The 17,264-nt window shown below is 46.0% G+C and carries 9 protein-coding genes; 2 read left to right on the forward strand and 7 right to left on the reverse strand.

Annotation, left to right across the window (positions count from 1 at the left end):
* Positions 1–280: 280 nt before the first annotated feature.
* The 5 genes from ACTQWB_RS02945 to purF all read right to left on the reverse strand — a co-directional run bounded on the left by ACTQWB_RS02945 (position 281) and on the right by purF (position 10,213).
* Positions 281–1,765, reverse strand: a complete 1,485-nt coding sequence (locus tag ACTQWB_RS02945; protein WP_441500279.1) for a glutamate synthase subunit beta — start codon at positions 1,763–1,765, stop codon at positions 281–283.
* A gap of 14 nt (positions 1,766–1,779) precedes the next feature.
* Complete coding sequence (gene gltB, locus ACTQWB_RS02950) at positions 1,780–6,327, reverse strand: glutamate synthase large subunit (RefSeq protein WP_441500280.1); 4,548 nt, start codon at positions 6,325–6,327, stop codon at positions 1,780–1,782.
* Positions 6,328–6,341: 14 nt separating this feature from the next.
* Positions 6,342–7,970: a CTP synthase gene (locus tag ACTQWB_RS02955; RefSeq protein WP_441500281.1), complete on the reverse strand. Its 1,629-nt coding sequence runs from the start codon at positions 7,968–7,970 to the stop codon at positions 6,342–6,344.
* Positions 7,971–8,303: 333 nt separating this feature from the next.
* On the reverse strand, positions 8,304–8,531 hold the full coding sequence (locus tag ACTQWB_RS02960) for an HPr family phosphocarrier protein (RefSeq protein ID WP_441500393.1): 228 nt from the start codon (positions 8,529–8,531) through the stop codon (positions 8,304–8,306).
* Positions 8,532–8,788: 257 nt separating this feature from the next.
* Positions 8,789–10,213: an amidophosphoribosyltransferase gene (gene purF / locus ACTQWB_RS02965; protein WP_441500282.1), complete on the reverse strand. Its 1,425-nt coding sequence runs from the start codon at positions 10,211–10,213 to the stop codon at positions 8,789–8,791.
* Positions 10,214–10,522: 309 nt separating this feature from the next.
* Between purF and ACTQWB_RS02970 the strand changes: the two genes are divergently transcribed.
* Positions 10,523–12,622, forward strand: coding sequence for a glutamine synthetase III family protein (locus tag ACTQWB_RS02970; RefSeq protein ID WP_441500394.1), 2,100 nt, complete (start codon positions 10,523–10,525; stop codon positions 12,620–12,622).
* A 340-nt stretch (positions 12,623–12,962) separates the two neighbouring features.
* A complete protein-coding gene (locus ACTQWB_RS02975) occupies positions 12,963–14,690 on the forward strand; it encodes an ammonium transporter (RefSeq protein WP_441500283.1) in 1,728 nt (575 codons plus the stop codon).
* A gap of 97 nt (positions 14,691–14,787) precedes the next feature.
* On the opposite strand, the gene ACTQWB_RS02980 is transcribed toward ACTQWB_RS02975, so the two are convergent.
* A complete protein-coding gene (locus tag ACTQWB_RS02980; RefSeq protein ID WP_441500284.1) occupies positions 14,788–16,539 on the reverse strand; it encodes an ABC-F family ATP-binding cassette domain-containing protein in 1,752 nt (583 codons plus the stop codon).
* A 34-nt stretch (positions 16,540–16,573) separates the two neighbouring features.
* Positions 16,574–17,212 carry a trimeric intracellular cation channel family protein gene (locus ACTQWB_RS02985; RefSeq protein ID WP_441500285.1) on the reverse strand — a complete coding sequence of 213 codons (639 nt, stop codon included), beginning with the start codon at positions 17,210–17,212 and terminating at the stop codon, positions 16,574–16,576.
* Between the last annotated feature and the right edge of the window lie 52 nt (positions 17,213–17,264).

Here is a 17,264-nt window from a genome sequence, read left to right on the forward strand (position 1 = left end):
CAACCATCACAAAAGTTTCACATATTTCGCGGTTTTTGGAAAAAAAGAAAAAAATTTTAAAAAACACAAAAAAACAGGATCATCCTGGCCATCTGTCAGGTACATCCTGTCTCTTTGTGATATATTTACACTTGTCATTCTTTCTTGTTTCTAATTGATGAATAGTTCATATTCTTTCCTATCTAGTACAGCGAAAATTAAGTTTCTGCTATATTGACGCAGATAAAAATTCAGACAAGTCAATATGGCGGTTACTTAATATTCGCTGTACCAGCATGTTTTACAGATAAGAATACCCCATCAACGATTCATCCACAGCTTTTGCTGCTTCCCTGCCTTCCCGGATTGCCCAGACTACCAGGGACTGGCCTCTGTGCATGTCACCTGCTGTGAAAACTCTCGGTACGCTTGTCTCGTAAGCCTCCGGTTTCGTCTCCACATTGGTACGTGCAGTGGTTGCAACCTTAAATGCATCGGTCACATATTTCTGGCTTCCCAGAAAGCCCGCTGCGATAAGCACCAGATCAGCCGGGATCACCTCTTCGGTTCCTTCTACCGGTACCATCATCATACGGCCTGATTTCGGGTCTTTTTCCCCTTTCAGCTTCACAATCTTGGCCTGGCATACGTTACCATTTTTATCTTTGATAAATTCTGTCACCGTTGTCTGGTAAACACGGGGATCATGTCCAAATACGGCGATTGCCTCTTCCTGGCCATAGTCGGTCTTTAACACCTTGGGCCACTCCGGCCATGGATTGGATGCAGCACGTTCTACTGGCGGCATTGGCATCATCTCCAGCTGTGTCACAGATTTGGCGCCAAGACGGATGGAGGTTCCCACACAGTCATTGCCGGTATCACCACCACCGATTACCAGCACATGTTTTCCTTTTGCTTCTTCATAAGGAGCTTTAGTAAAATCGCTGTCCAGAAGGGTTTTGGTAACCTTTTTCAGGAAATCCACTGCGAAATAGATTCCCTTGGCATCTCTTCCCGGCACCTTGATGTCTCTTGGATTGGAAGCGCCGCAGCATAAGATCACACGGTCAAATTTCTTCAGAAGCTCTTCTGCGGTAATGTCAACACCTACGTTTGTATTGGTGACAAATTTCACACCCTCTGCTTCCATCAGCTTCAGTCTTCTGTCGATCACAGATTTCTCAAGCTTCATATTCGGGATGCCATAACGGAGCAGTCCGCCGATCCGGTCGCTTCTCTCAAATACGGTTACATTGTGGCCTCTTCTGTTTAACTGCTGTGCAGCCGCAAGTCCAGATGGACCGCTTCCAACTACTGCAATGGTCTTGCCTGTACGGATCTTCGGCGGCTGTGGCACTACCCAGCCCTCTGCATAAGCAGTTTCGATAATGGCACGTTCATTTTCCTTTGTGGAAACAGGCTCTCCATTTAAGTTACAGGTACAGGCTGCTTCACAAAGAGCCGGGCACACACGGGAGGTAAACTCCGGAAAGCTGTGTGTTTTGCTAAGGCGAAGATATGCCTGCTTCCAGTTTCCTGTGAACACAAGGTCATTTGTCTCCGGTACCAGATTATGAAGGGGACATCCGGAAGCCATGCCTCCGATCATCATTCCTGCCTGGCAGAAAGGAACGCCGCAGGCCATGCAGCGCGCTCCCTGGAGCTTCTGTTTCTCTTTGTTAAGTGGTGTACGGAACTCCTTAAAATTGGCAATTCTCACTTTTGGCGGCAGAACCTTTGCCGTCTCTCTGTTATATTCTAAAAATCCAGTCGGTTTTCCCACGATCTTCTGCCTCCTTAATGCTTAACTCCTATGCTTTCGTAGAATGCTTCCATCTGCGCCTGCTCACTGTTCAGACCTTTTTCCTCAAGTTTTGCACTTAATGTGATCATCTTCTTGTACTCATTTGGAATGAGCTTCTTGAAGTGAGGCAGATACTCGTCGAACTGATCCAGAACCTTCCCTCCAAGCTTGGAGCCTGTTGCAGCTACATGTGCCTCGATCAGATCCTTCAGTTCTTTTTTATCATATTTGTTATCTACTTTTTCAATAGAAATCATTGCTTTATTTAAGTTCTTGTAAAGAACATTGTCCACATCCAGGACATAAGCGATACCACCGCTCATACCAGCTGCGAAGTTCTTACCAGTTCTTCCAAGAACAACCACACGGCCGCCGGTCATATACTCACAGCCATGCTCGCCAACACCTTCTACAACTGCATTGGCACCGGAGTTACGGACTGCGAAACGCTCGCCTGCCATACCATTGATGAAAGCAGTTCCACTTGTGGCACCATAAAGAGCTACGTTACCCACGATGATATTCTCTTCTGCCTTGTAGCCTGCATTTTCCGGAGTTTTCAGAATCAGCTTACCACCGGAAAGACCTTTGCCAAAGTAATCGTTGCAGTCACCAGTCAGCTTCAAAGTAAGTCCTTTGGGGATAAATGCTCCAAAGCTCTGTCCGCCAGCTCCGATGCAGTCGATCTCTACTGTATCCTCTGGCAGTCCGTTTTTATTCTTTCTGGTAATCTCAGCTCCCAGGATAGTACCAAAGGCACGGTCTGTATTTTTTACCTCTACAGAAAGCTGTGTCTTTTCCCCATTTGCAATGGCACGGCTGCATTTCTTCACCAGTACTTTCTCATCCAGGGTTTTCTCCAGCTGGAAATTGTATTTCGCTTCCGGATCAAAGGTTACCTTGCTGCCCTCTTTGGCATATGGATTGTTCAGGATCGCGCTAAGGTCTACCTTACCCTTGTGCGGCTCATCTACAGCGTCTGTAGCTACCAGAAGGTCGGTACGTCCTACCATTTCCTTCAGGCTGCGCACACCCAGCTTAGACATATATTCCCGAAGCTCCTGGGCGATAAATCTCATAAAGTTCTCTACATATTCCGGTTTTCCCTTGAACCTCTTACGAAGCTCCGGGTTCTGGGTTGCGACGCCCACCGGACAGGTATCCAGATTACATACCCTCATCATAACACAGCCCATAGTTACAAGAGGAGCTGTAGCAAAACCAAATTCCTCTGCACCAAGAAGGGCTGCGATCGCAACGTCACGACCGCTCATCAGCTTACCGTCTGTCTCAATGCGTACACGGTTACGCAGGCCATTCATAAGAAGGGTCTGGTGTGTCTCGGCAAGTCCAAGCTCCCATGGAAGTCCGGCATTGTGGATGGAGCTTCTTGGTGCGGCACCGGTACCACCGTCATATCCGGAGATCAGGATTACCTGCGCACCGGCCTTTGCAACACCTGCTGCAACGGTACCAACACCAGCCTCAGAAACCAGTTTTACGGAAATATCCGCATATTTATTTGCATTTTTCAGGTCGTAGATCAGCTCTGCCAGATCCTCGATGGAATAGATATCGTGGTGCGGCGGCGGGGAGATTAGGGATACGCCAGGTGTGGAGTGACGGGTTTTGGCTACCCACGGGTAAACCTTCTTCGCCGGAAGATGTCCTCCTTCACCAGGCTTTGCGCCCTGTGCCATTTTGATCTGGATCTCTTTTGCAGATACCAGGTAACGGCTGGTAACACCGAAACGTCCGCTGGCTACCTGTTTGATGGCAGAACATCTGTCATCCTTTGTTCCAGCTGAGTCCAGTCTTTCGTCACTTTCACCACCCTCACCGGTATTGGATTTTCCATGAAGGTGATTCATGGCAATGGCCAGAGTCTCATGGGCTTCCTGGGAAATGGAGCCGTAAGACATGGCACCTGTCTTAAAGTGTTTCACAATTTCATCTACGCTCTCTACTTCCTCCATCGGAACTGGATTTTCTGCATATTTAAAATCCATCAGTGCACGGAGATTGCCGTGGTTTTCTTTATCTACAAGGTCTGTATACTGTTTGAACATCTCGTAGCTGCCGGTTCTTGTGGACTGCTGCAGAAGATGGATGGTAGCCGGATTGTAGCGGTGCTCTTCTCCCTGGCTTCTCATCTTGTGGGCACCTACACTGTCCAGTGTCAGGTCTGTGGTAAGTCCCAACGGGTCAAATGCTTCAGAATGGAGCTTTTCTACATTGTCCTCAATATCCTCCAGGGTGATACCGCCTACACGGCTGACTGTTCCTGTAAAGTATTTGTCAATTACATCCTGGGATACGCCGATCGCCTCAAAGATCTGGGAGCCCTGATAGGACTGGATGGTGGAAATACCCATCTTGGACGCAATCTTTACAATGCCGCTGATCACTGCATGGTTATAATCATCTACAGCTGCATAATAATCTTTATCCAGCATATGAGTATCGATCAGCTCATGGATGGTTTCCAGTGCCAGATATGGGTTAACCGCACTTGCACCGTAGCCAAGAAGTGTAGCGAAATGGTGAACCTCTCTTGGCTCGCCGGACTCCAGGATAATGGCAAGGGAAGTGCTCTTTTTTGTCTTTACAAGATGCTGATGGACTGCGGAAACTGCAAGGAGGGACGGAATCGGCATATGGTTCTCATCTACTCCACGGTCGGAAAGCACCAGGATATTGGCACCATCTCTGTAGGCTTTGTCAACCTCTACGAACAAGCGGTCAATGGCACGCTCCAGCTTGGTACTCTTATAATACAGTGTGGATACCACTGCTACCTTAAAGCCTTCATGATGCATTTCCTTGATCTTCAGCATATCTGTATTGGTCAGGATCGGGTTGTTGATCTTTAATACCTGGCAGTTTTCCGGAATCTGCTCCAGAAGGTTTCCGTCTTTTCCTACATAAACGCTTGTGCTGGTAACAATTTCCTCACGGATCGCATCGATTGGCGGGTTTGTAACCTGGGCAAAAAGCTGCTTGAAGTAGTCGAATAACGGTCTGTTCTGTTTGGAAAATACTGCAAGAGGGGTATCCACACCCATTGCACCGATACTTTCCGCACCATTTAATGCCATGTTGCGGATGGAGGTACGGTACTGCTCATAGGTGTATCCGAAAGCCTTCTGCAGACGGGAACGCTGCTCTTCTGTATATTCTTCCATTCTCTCGTTTGGAATCTTAATATCTTTCAAATGTACCAGATTGCTGTCCAGCCACTCACCATATGGCTGTTTCTTTGCGTACATTTCCTTTAATTCGTTGTCATCGATGATCTTGCCCTGAACGGTATCCACCAGAAGCATTTTTCCAGGATGAAGACGCTCTTTTAATACGATTTTCTCCTCCGGTACAGGCAGGACACCTACCTCAGAGGAAAGGATCATACATCCGTCAGAGGTCACATAATATCTGGACGGACGCAGGCCATTACGGTCAAGCACTGCACCCATCACATCTCCATCTGAGAAAAGAATGGACGCCGGGCCATCCCACGGCTCCATCATAGTGGCATAATACTGATAGAAATCACGTTTTTCCTGGGAAATGGTATCATTGTTTGCCCATGGCTCCGGAATGGTGATCATTACGGCAAGAGGAAGATCCATGCCACTCATGGTAAGGAATTCCAGGGTGTTATCCAGCATAGCGGAGTCGGAACCATTCCGGTTTACAACAGGAAGGATTTTCTGCATTTCCCCTTCCAGATACGGGGACTCCATGTTTTCCTCTCTTGCCAGCATCTTATCTGCATTTCCACGAATGGTGTTGATCTCACCATTGTGTACGATCAGGCGGTTCGGATGTGCTCTCTCCCAGCTTGGGTTTGTATTGGTGCTGAAACGGGAATGAACCAGCGCAATGGCAGATTCATAGTCCGGGCTCTGCAGATCAGAGAAAAATGTACGAAGCTGTCCAACCAGGAACATACCTTTGTATACAATGGTACGGCTGCTCATGGAACATACGTAAGTATTGTCATTGCTCTGCTCAAACTCACGGCGGGCAATGTACAGCTTACGGTCAAATGCGATTCCCTTTTCCAGGTCATCTGGCTTTTTGATAAATGCCTGCATAATATATGGCATGCACTCTCTCGCTTTGTGTCCAAGAACCTCCGGAACTACCGGAACCTCTCTCCAGCCAAGGAATTCAAGTCCTTCCTTTTCCACAATAATCTCGAACATTTTCTTTGCCTGGGCACGTTTGATCTCATGCTGTGGGAAAAAGAACTGGCCGATGCCATATTCTCTTTCCTGTCCAATCTCGATGCCCTCTTTTTTACAGGCTTTTTTGAAAAACTTGTGGGAAATCTGAAGGAGGATACCAACGCCATCACCTGTTTTGCCTTCTGCATCTTTTCCGGCACGGTGATCCAGATTCTCTACGATCCGTAATGCGTTTGCAACCGTATCATGGGATTTTTTGCCTTTGATATTGACAACTGCACCGATACCACAGTTATCATGTTCAAATTCCTGGCGGTAAAGTCCCTGCCTTTCCTTTATCACTTCTTTCATTTTCCTCATCCTTTCTATTGTTGATTAAGAGCTTCCTCTTTCTTCTTTTTATCTACAGCTGCCTGGATAAATCCACGGAACAGCGGGTGAGCATGGTTCGGTCTTGACTTAAATTCCGGATGTCCCTGGGTTCCTACAAAGAACGGGTTGGCCGGAATCTCGATCATTTCCACAATATGGCCATCCGGGGAAGTTCCGGCAATGGTCATTCCTTTTTCTGCCAGTTCCTTCCGGTATGCGTTGTTGACCTCATAGCGGTGTCTGTGACGCTCCTGGATCTCCTTCTGTCCGAAAAGTTCCAGGGATAAGGAACCATCTGAAAGTACACAAGGATAACTTCCAAGACGAAGGGTTCCGCCCAGGTCCTCCACATCCTCCTGGTCCGGCATCAGTGCGATCACCGGGTGGGTGGTTTCCGGAGCAAGCTCAATGCTGTTCGCATCCTCATAGCCAAGCACGTGGCGGGCAAATTCCACAATGGCCATCTGCATTCCCAGGCAGATTCCAAGATATGGGATTTTATGAACCCGGGCATACTGCGCAGCCAGGATCATGCCTTCGGTTCCCCTGCCGCCGAAGCCGCCTGGCACCAGGATTCCGTCTACGCTGTAAAGTCTCTGGTCCAGATTTTTCTCATTCAGCTCTTCGGAATCGATCCAGGTGATCTCTACTTTCGCCTTGCATGCAATTCCTCCATGCTTCAATGCTTCCACAACGCTTAAATATGCGTCATGAAGCTGTGTATATTTTCCTACCATGGCAATGTTCACGGTTTTGTCCGGATGGCGAAGGCTTTCTACCATTTCCTCCCAGTCAGAAAGATCTGGTTTCCGTTTTTCCAGGCCAAGTGACTGCATCACCACATCAGCCAGCTTCTCACGCTCCATGGCAAGCGGCGCTTCATATAAGTATTCCACATCCAGGTTCTGAAGCACATGGCTTACCGGTACATTACAGAACAGGGCAATCTTTGCACGGAGATCATCGGTAAGCGGATATTCGCTTCTGCATACCAGCACATCCGGCTGGATTCCCATTGCCTGAAGCTCTTTTACGCTGGCCTGGGTTGGCTTGGTCTTCATCTCTCCGGAAGCCTTCAGATATGGGATCAGGGTAACATGGATCAGGATCGCATTTTCATGTCCCACATCATGCTGGAACTGACGAATGGATTCCAGAAATGGCTGACTCTCAATGTCTCCCACAGTTCCACCTACTTCAATAATGGCGATCCGGTCTTCGTCCGGTGATTTCGCACGGTAGAAACGGCTCTTAATCTCATTGGTAATATGAGGGATTACCTGCACGGTACCTCCGCCGAAGTCTCCGTGACGTTCCTTCTGTAAAACGGACCAGTAAATTTTTCCAGTAGTCACGTTGGAATTTTTGTCCAGGCTTTCATCAATGAATCGCTCGTAGTGTCCCAGATCCAGGTCGGTTTCTGTTCCATCGTCTGTTACGAAAACTTCTCCATGCTGGATGGGGTTCATGGTTCCCGGGTCAATGTTGATATAAGGATCAAATTTCTGCATGGTTACCTGAAATCCTCTTGCTTTTAAAAGTCTTCCAAGTGAAGCTGCCGTGATTCCCTTTCCAAGTCCTGACACAACACCGCCAGTGACAAAAACGTATTTTACTGCCATCTTTCGATTTCCTCCTCCAAATGCTTTTGTTTCCAATAAAAAGAGCGCCAAAGAGGATTTCAGGGGGCACTTGACCTGTCCATCTCTCTTTGACGCCTTTGTCAAAACAATTTCTTATTCAAAATATGGATTATAATAAATCATTTTTTCTGCTTTGTCAATGCACTTTTGTGATTTAATGTAATGATATTTAATGTAATGATTTCCTATTATATAAAAAAACAGACACCGCCAGGTCCCATGCTGTCTCACTTCTAAAGTCATTCCCGGCAATATCTGTTTTTAACAATTGTGGTGCGGCACTTAGATCGTGCCGATTGCGGCTGCAAAAAATCAGGCAACTGCAAATTTCTGTAATGTACGGTTAAATTCCTTGCTCTCGCCATGGCACTGCACAGTAAGAACCTGTGTAAGATCCATGCTCAGAACTCCCAGAATGGATTTTGCATCAATGATGATTCTGTTATAGAAAACATCTATGTCGAAATCACATTTACCAGCTGCCTTCACAAATTCCTGAACATCTTCCTTTGCATTCAGCTTGATCTGCTTCTGACACATCGTTATCACCCTTTCTGCTTTACAGGAATATCCTATCCTTTATTGATCATGGGATTACCAGAAAACGTTTTCCCTTGATTGAGGCAAATTATGCACCCAGACTCGATTTTTGTCAAGTTTTTTCTCGTACATTTTTTCGTAACATTTTGGCAATAAATATACCGGTTGCACAATTTTGCAGCCGGTATATTGGATATTATATACATATTTACTGTTGGATTTGTTCTATCATGGAAAATACAGTCCAGATTTTTCTTTCAGATCTTATGAATTTCAAAATCATTTTGTAAATTATTCTCATCGGGTATTTCCATCGGATATTTTCCATCAAAACATGCTTTGCAGATTGGCAGTCCTCCTGCCATTCCTTCCAGATAATCGATTTCCATATAGCCAAGGGAATCTGCGCCGATCATTTTACGGATTTCCTCTGTGGAATGCTGGGCGGCGATCAGCTGATCGTTGCTTGGCACATCTGTTCCGAAATAACAGGGATGTAAAAACGGCGGGGAGCTGATTCTTACATGAACCTCAAGTGCGCCAGCCTCCTTCAGCATGCGGATCAGATTGGCGATGGTGGTTCCGCGGACAATGGAATCGTCTACAAGTACGATACGCTTGCCTTTTACCACTGCTTCCAATACACTCAGCTTCATATGGACACTGGATTCCCGTTCCTTCTGGGTTGGCTTGATAAAGGTTCTGCCAATATAGGAATTTTTATAAAAGGCGAAGCCAAAGGGAATCCCGGATTCTTCTGAAAATCCCTTGGCTGCCGGAAGTCCAGATTCCGGAACACCGGTAACAAGATCAGCGTCAACCGGATAAGATTTGGCAAGGGATTTACCGCCACGGATACGGGCATCATAAATCTTCACTCCATCCATTGTACTATCCAGTCTTGCGAAATAGATATATTCAAAAACACAGTGCGCACGCTTCTTTACCATCTGGGACAGGGTCAGATCAGACTTGATGCCGTCACGGCTGATGGTGATCATCTCCCCTGGCTCTATATCACGGATAAATTCAGCACCAACAGAAGTAAGCGCACAGCTCTCTGATGCCAGGACGTAGGCATTGTCTCTTTTGCCCAGGCACAGTGGCTTCAGGCCGTATGGATCCCGGACACCAACCAGCTTACGCGGGCTCATGATCACCAGGCCGTAGCCTCCCTGAAGCCTCTTCGCTGTATTTAACACAGCCTCTTCCACGCTTCTGGTATGAACCCGCTCCCTTGCAATATGGAACGCAATCACTTCTGAATCCGTAGTCGTATGAAAAACAGCCCCACTCTGGATCAGTTCCCACTTCAGGGCTTTGGTATTCACCAGGTTTCCGTTATGTGCAAGCGCCAGGCTGCCTTTTACATAAGATAAAACCAACGGCTGTGCATTCTCTGCTACAGAAGCTCCGGTAGTAGAATAACGTACGTGTCCGATTCCGATATCACCTTGCATTTTTTGAAGGGTCTCCTTGCGGAGCACTTCACTCACCAGACCAAGATCCTTATGGAATTTCACATTTCCGATAGGGCCTTTGGTATCTGATACCGCCAGGCCACAGGCCTCCTGGCCACGATGCTGCAGGGCTGTAAGACCATAATAAATGGAAGATGTCACATCATTTCCATCCAGGTCATAGATTCCGAAGACACCGCATTCTTCTTTAATCTCTGCCATTTGTTTTCCTCCTCGGTACTGAATTTAATGGTTATTCAGATACAATTCACAAAAAAATTATAATGGAAGAAACCCATTTGTCAAGTGCGCCAACCCAATTTCTGTCAAGAACTTTTTTTAGGTTTTTGCAAAAATCTTTTGGGATTTTTTTCAAAAAATCTATTGACAACTTAATTTTTTCGAGTATACTACAGGACATAAAGCAAAGGCGCTTTGGATTACAGAAATGGATCCAAGGCGCCTTTTTCTTTTTATCAGAATCAATCAGGATGAAGAAAGAAAATGAAAGATGAAAGGAGCGTATCCGTTATGACACAGAATATTCCCGAGATTTATGGAAGTCTTGTTTTCAACGACAGGATCATGCGCAGTAAATTACCTAAGGACATGTACAAGGCACTGAAGAAAACCATCGAAAATGGTACTCATCTGGAGCTTGATGTTGCAAACTCAGTTGCAGTAGCCATGAAGGAATGGGCAATTGAGAACGGTGCTACCCATTATACACATTGGTTCCAGCCTATGACAAATGTTACGGCTGAGAAGCACGACAGTTTCATTTCCCCTACAGGTGATGGACAGGTGATTATGGATTTCTCCGGTAAAGAGCTTGTAAAAGGCGAGCCGGATGCTTCCAGTTTCCCATCCGGTGGTCTTCGTGCTACTTTCGAGGCAAGAGGCTATACTGCCTGGGATCCTACTTCACCGGCATTCATTAAAGATGGAACCCTTTACATTCCTACTGCTTTCTGTTCTTACAGCGGCGAGGCTCTTGATAAGAAGACTCCTCTTCTTCGTTCCATGGATACCTTAAATAAAGCAGCTGTAAATATGCTCCATGTTCTTGGAAACAAGGGAATCAAACATGTTTCCACCACCGTAGGACCTGAGCAGGAATACTTCCTGGTTCCTAAGGAGCTTTATAAAGAAAGAAAAGACCTTGTATTCTGCGGACGTACCTTACTTGGTGCTCCTGCTCCAAAAGGACAGGAAATGGAGGATCATTACTTCGGAACTCTGAAGCCAAAGGTTGCAGCTTATATGCATGACCTTGATGAGGAGCTCTGGAAGCTTGGTATTCCGGCAAAAACAAAACATAACGAGGTTGCTCCTGCACAGCATGAGCTGGCTCCTGTATTTGATACCACCAATGTTGCCGTTGACCACAACCAGCTGACCATGGAGATCATGAAAAAGGTTGCGAACAAACATGATCTTGTCTGCCTCCTTCATGAGAAACCATTTGATGGAATCAACGGAAGCGGTAAGCATAACAACTGGTCCATGATCACAGATGACGGTGTAAACCTTCTGGATCCTGGTAAAACTCCATCTGAGAACATCCAGTTCCTGGTGTTCCTTATGGCCGTTATCAAAGCAGTTGATGAATATGCAGATCTTCTCCGTATTTCTGTTGCAAGCGCAGGAAATGACCACAGACTTGGTGCCAACGAGGCTCCGCCAGCTGTTGTATCCATTTTCCTTGGCGATGAGCTTACAGAGATTCTGAAATCCATTGAGAACGATACTTACTTTACCTCACATGCTGCTGTCCAGATGGATATCGGAGCAACTGTACTGCCTCACTTTACCAAAGACAATACCGACAGAAACCGTACTTCACCATTTGCATTTACCGGAAACAAATTCGAGTTCCGTATGCTTGGTTCCGCAGCTTCTGTTGCAAACCCAAATATCGTACTGAACACTGCTGTTGCAGAAGCACTTGACCAGTTTGCAAAGGAGCTGGATGGTGTAGCTCCTGAGGATATGGAGCATGCAGTCCACGAACTGATCAAGAGAGCCATCAAGAAACACAAACGTGTTATCTTCAACGGCAACGGTTACACAGATGAGTGGATCGAAGAGGCTGAAAAACGTGGTCTTTACAATCTGAAATCTACTCCGGATGCACTTCCGATGTGGATTGCACAGAAGAATATCGACCTGTTCACCAAGCACAGCATTTATACCAGCGAGGAAATCCATTCCCGTTATGAGATCTGGCTTGAGAACTACTCCAAGACCATTAATATTGAATCTAACACTATGGTTGAAATGGTCCAGAAAGACCTGCTTCCATCTGTTATGTCTTATATCGAAGAAATCGCAAGTACTGCAAGCCTGAAGGCTTCTGTAGTTCCTGGAATTTCCTGTGAAAGCGAAACAGCTCTTCTTGTCAAGCTTTCCGGACTTCAGGATGCCATGACCAAAGGCCTTGAAAAACTGAAAGCTGATACTGCTAAGGCAAGAGCTACTGAGGATGTTCTTGAAAATGCAAAGGTATATCAGTCCGAGGTACTTGAAGATATGGCAGAGCTTAGAAAATCTGCTGATGAGGCTGAAACACTTATTCCGGATGACCTGCTTCCATATCCTACATATGGAAAGCTCCTCTTCTACATTTAAGCAGCTCTGCTAAGGAAACGATCCGTTTTTCGGATTCTGCTTCCAATAACGGTAAATACAGGGGATATCTTTTATGAAACTCTACTTCATAATTCATTATCGATTTCCTCATCCATTAATCACACGATATGGATATCCCCTGTTTTACATATTAAGGTCCTGTCCATCTGATGGGCAGGTATCCTTTTTTACAACTTTATAGTTCTGCTGACGCAGACATATACCATGATCGTAAAGGCGCGAAGGAAAAACAGAATTGTTTTCTCTTTCGCGTTTTTTATATTAAAAAAGTGTCTCTTCCATCTACAGGAACTGACACTATACGAGGGAGGAAATTGTTATGGATTATTCAGCAGTAAACACGATCTGGGTACTTGTTGGTGCCGCGCTGGTCTTCTTCATGCAGGCCGGATTCGCAATGGTAGAGACAGGCTTTACCAGAGCAAAAAATGCAGGTAACATTATTATGAAAAACCTGATGGACTTCTGTATCGGTACCCCGGCATTCTGGCTGGTGGGCTTCGGCATCATGTTTGGTGCAGGCAACGGCTTCTTTGGCAGAATCGGCGGTATTGCTTCTGAAGCAAATTACGGAAGCGCAATGCTTCCTGACGGAGTTCCGTTCTGGGCATTTCTGATTTTCCAGACCGTATTCTGTGCTACTTCTGCTACCATCGTTTCCGGTGCCATGGCTGAAAGAACCAAATTCTCATCTTACTGTGTATACAGTCTTATGATCAGCCTGATCGTATATCCGATCTCCGGTCACTGGATCTGGGGCGGCGGTTTCATCAGCCAGATGGGCTTCCATGATTTCGCAGGTTCCTGTGCCGTACATATGGTAGGTGGTGTTGCAGCCTTTATCGGTGCCATCATCCTTGGACCACGTATTGGCAAATATACAAAAGACGGAAAATCAAAGGCCATCCCAGGACACAACCTTACCGTTGGTGCACTTGGTGTATTTATCCTCTGGTTCTGCTGGTTTGGTTTCAACGGCGCTTCCACCGTATCCATGGAAGGGGATGCTATGGTAAGTGCAGGTAAGATCTTCGTTACTACTAACCTTGCTGCAGCTGTTGCCACTGTAACCGTTATGCTGATCACATGGATTCGTTACAAAAAGCCAGATGTTTCCATGTCACTGAACGGTTCCCTTGCTGGTCTTGTAGCAATCACAGCAGGATGTGATACTGTATCCCCAACATCTGCTGCTATCATTGGTATCCTTGCAGGTTTCGTAGTTGTATTTGGTATTGAGTTTATTGATAAAGTGTTAAAAGTAGATGACCCGGTTGGTGCTGTCGGCGTCCACGGTTTAAACGGTGCATTTGGTACCCTTGCAGTTGGTCTTTTCTCCGATGGAACCGGTACTGACTGGAAAGGACTTCTTGTAGGCGGCGGCGTCCACGGATTCGGTGTACAGCTTGCAGGTATGCTGATCACAATCGCCTGGGTTGTAGTAACCATGACCATCATCTTCCAGGTGATCAAACACACCATCGGTCTTCGTGTATCCGCTGAAGAAGAGATTCAGGGTCTTGATATGAAAGAACATGGCCTTGCAAGCGCTTATGACGGATTCACTATCCGCGATGCCGTTGGTTCTGTACCAACTCCTATGGGAACCTCCAGAGAGTTCACCTCTGTTCCAAGACCTTCCGCTCCTGCTGAATTTGTTCCTGAGATTCCTGCAGATGGTGTTCACAAGCTGACAAAGGTGGTTATCATCACTCGTCAGAACAAACTGGAAGAGTTTATGCAGGCCATGAACGAAATCGGTGTAACTGGTATTACTATCACAAATGTCCTTGGATGTGGCGTCCAGAAAGGTGCTCCGGCTTATTACCGTGGCGTTGAGATGGATATGAACCTGCTTCCAAAGGTTAAGATTGAAATCGTTGTCAGCCTTGTTCCCGTACAGAAAGTCATTGAAACAGCCAAGAAAGTTCTTCATACCGGCCAGATCGGTGATGGAAAAGTATTCGTTTACGATATCGAAAACGTTGTCAAGATCAGAACTGGCGAGGAAGGTTATCTGGCATTGCAGGATACTCACGAGGAGTAATCACTTACTTAGACATCATACTACATTTTTGTTTCCCTTATCTTAAAACAGGAAATCCACTGAAGCAATCTCAGATGGATTTCCTGTTTTTCTCCTACTATCCGTTGTATTTCTGCAGAAGCTTCTCCAGATCTTCCGAAATCCGTTTTGCATCCTCATACTTGCCAGCCTGAAGGGCAAATGCGATCCGGTTCTCCAGCTCTTTTTTCTTCTGCTCATATTCCAAATAATCCTTGTCAAAATGATCTGCATAGATCATCTTACGGAATTTCCGCATGCTTACCTTACGAAGGCCCTTATTCTCTGTAAGGAGCACATAATCCATACAATTCGCAACCGTATAGAAATCATGGGAAGCCATCAGAACCGTCCCATTATAGTCTGCAATCGCCTGCTCCAGGGCCAGCTGGGAATAGGTATCCAGATGGCTGGTGGGCTCGTCCAGAAGGAGAAGACCTGCTCCTGTCCTGGAAATCTTCGCAAGCTGAAGAAGATTCTTCTCTCCACCAGACAGCTCACTTATCGGACTGTAGATCAGCTCTTTCTCAAATCCATAAGTTTCCAGATAAGAAATCACCTGTGCATCCGTGTCAAAGCCTGCATCTTCAAAGTTCTTCAGAACGGTAGCTTTCTCGTCAAATACCTCCCCATGCATCTGGGAAAGATATGCCATTTTTACATTTTCTCCCAACCGGATAGCCGGATTTTCCCCTTTCATAATGTCTCTTAAAAGAGTGGTCTTACCGGTACCGTTTGGTCCCACAATTGCTACCTTCTCCCCGGCCTGCAAAGAAAAAGATACATGCTCCATGATCTCACGGTCAAAGGTCACATTGTAATCCTCTACCTGAAGCACAGTTTCCCCTTCTCCTTCTTCTTTCTCCTCTGCATGAAGCACAATCTTTGGCTGTTTGATATCCACAAACGGGGATCTGGTCTTTCTGGCTTCCAGGCGCTCCAGAAGGGAGACCCTGGCATGAAGACTTCTGCCTCTTGTGGCACTGTCGATTGCTGTGGCGCTGTTTCTAAGACGCTCCACGATCTTACGGTTACGCTCAATCTCCTCCATATCCGCAGCTGCCAGCTGTTGCTGCTCGATTTTCATCTGCAGAAGGGCAAAATTATAATCCACGTAATTGCCGTCAAATTCCTGCATTTCCGTATTTTCCAGATGAAGAATCTTATTAAAACAATGATTCAGAAGATAACGGTTGTGTGTGATCACAAGGAGCGTTCCCTTATGGGAATTGATCAGGTCACAAAGGGCATTTAAATGTCCGAAATCCAGGAATACATCCGGCTCATCCATAATAATAAATTTCGGGCTGATCATCATTTCCCGGATTGCCTGTACCAGTTTAAACTCCCCGCCGCTTAAGCTGGTCAGCAGCTGGTCTTCATATCCGGCAAGCCCTGCCACTTTTAACTGCTTATGGATGTTGCTCTCATAAAAATCCCCGTCAATAGCGTTAAACTCATCCAGAGTAGTCTGGTACTCTTCCATTACCTCTTCCAGATGCTCTGTAACCCCCATCTCTTCACACAGCTGATTGATCTTATCCTGCAGGCGCACAAACTCTTCACTAAGGTAATCAAATACTGTTACTTCTTTCTCTTCGTCAACGGTATAAAACTGACTGACATATCCAATCCTCCCAGGTACGTCGATGATCAGCTTCCCATCGTATAAATATTCCTCCGGGTGAAGGATCATGTTCACCAGGGTACTCTTCCCTGTCCCATTGGTACCGATAAAGGCGCAATGTACATCATCCTCCAGGGTGAAAGATATTTTATTATATAATTCTTTATGTGGAAAAGAATAGGATAAATTTTCCGCTTTAATCATATGAACTCCTTTCAGTGCATTTGCCTTATCCTTCTTATTTCAGCTTCGGCAGATTCCATCTGTAATGTGCAGCCAGATACCGCATCAATATCACGGCGACAGATCCGAAAAACAGAGATGCCACCACCCCAAACCAGCGGTAGGAGTATACGCACACGATTGCCCCGACAATAGAGGCACATGCATAAATATGCTTTACAAAAATGTAAGGCGGCACTTCTGCCATCATATCACGAAGAAGGCCTCCGCCAACACCAGTGATCGTTCCTACAAATACTAATAAAAAGGTATTGTCTGCAAATCCCTGACGGATTCCTGTATTGACACCCACTACTGTGAAAATGCCAAGCCCTACAGAGTCCATCACCAGCATCACCTTATCGTAAGTGACATTTCCCTTAAGCAGCTCTCTCTTGAAATAGAGAAGAAAGAACACCACCACAGACGTCAATACTGCCACTGCCGCATAAACTGGTTTCTGGAAAACTCCCGGAGGAATGATTCCAAGTGTCACATCACGGATCATTCCACCTCCCACAGCTGTGATCACGCCCAGTACGGACACTCCGAAAATATCCATCTTCTGCTCTGATCCTACCAGCGCACCTGACGCGGCAAATGCGATCGTCCCGATCAGCTCCAGAATAAATGTTATAGTTTCCTGATAATTCATAAAATAATAACCTTTCCCAATTGTTCTCTTACACTTTGCTCCACTGTATATA

The organism is Blautia sp. HCP3S3_H10_2 (assembly GCF_052122375.1).
Taxonomy (GTDB): Bacteria; Bacillota; Clostridia; order Lachnospirales; family Lachnospiraceae; genus Blautia_A.

What these genes read in the sequence shown, in the direction of transcription:
- gltB (WP_441500280.1), bottom strand. Translation starts at nt 6,327, where the DNA reads ATGAAAGAAGTGATAAAGGAAAGGCAGGGACTTTACCGCCAGGAATTT.
- ACTQWB_RS02955 (WP_441500281.1), bottom strand. Translation starts at nt 7,970, where the DNA reads ATGGCAGTAAAATACGTTTTTGTCACTGGCGGTGTTGTGTCAGGACTT.
- ACTQWB_RS02960 (WP_441500393.1), bottom strand. Translation starts at nt 8,531, where the DNA reads ATGTGTCAGAAGCAGATCAAGCTGAATGCAAAGGAAGATGTTCAGGAA.
- purF (WP_441500282.1), bottom strand. Translation starts at nt 10,213, where the DNA reads ATGGCAGAGATTAAAGAAGAATGCGGTGTCTTCGGAATCTATGACCTG.
- ACTQWB_RS02970 (WP_441500394.1), top strand. Translation starts at nt 10,523, where the DNA reads ATGACACAGAATATTCCCGAGATTTATGGAAGTCTTGTTTTCAACGAC.
- ACTQWB_RS02975 (WP_441500283.1), top strand. Translation starts at nt 12,963, where the DNA reads ATGGATTATTCAGCAGTAAACACGATCTGGGTACTTGTTGGTGCCGCG.
- ACTQWB_RS02980 (WP_441500284.1), bottom strand. Translation starts at nt 16,539, where the DNA reads ATGATTAAAGCGGAAAATTTATCCTATTCTTTTCCACATAAAGAATTA.
- ACTQWB_RS02985 (WP_441500285.1), bottom strand. Translation starts at nt 17,212, where the DNA reads ATGAATTATCAGGAAACTATAACATTTATTCTGGAGCTGATCGGGACG.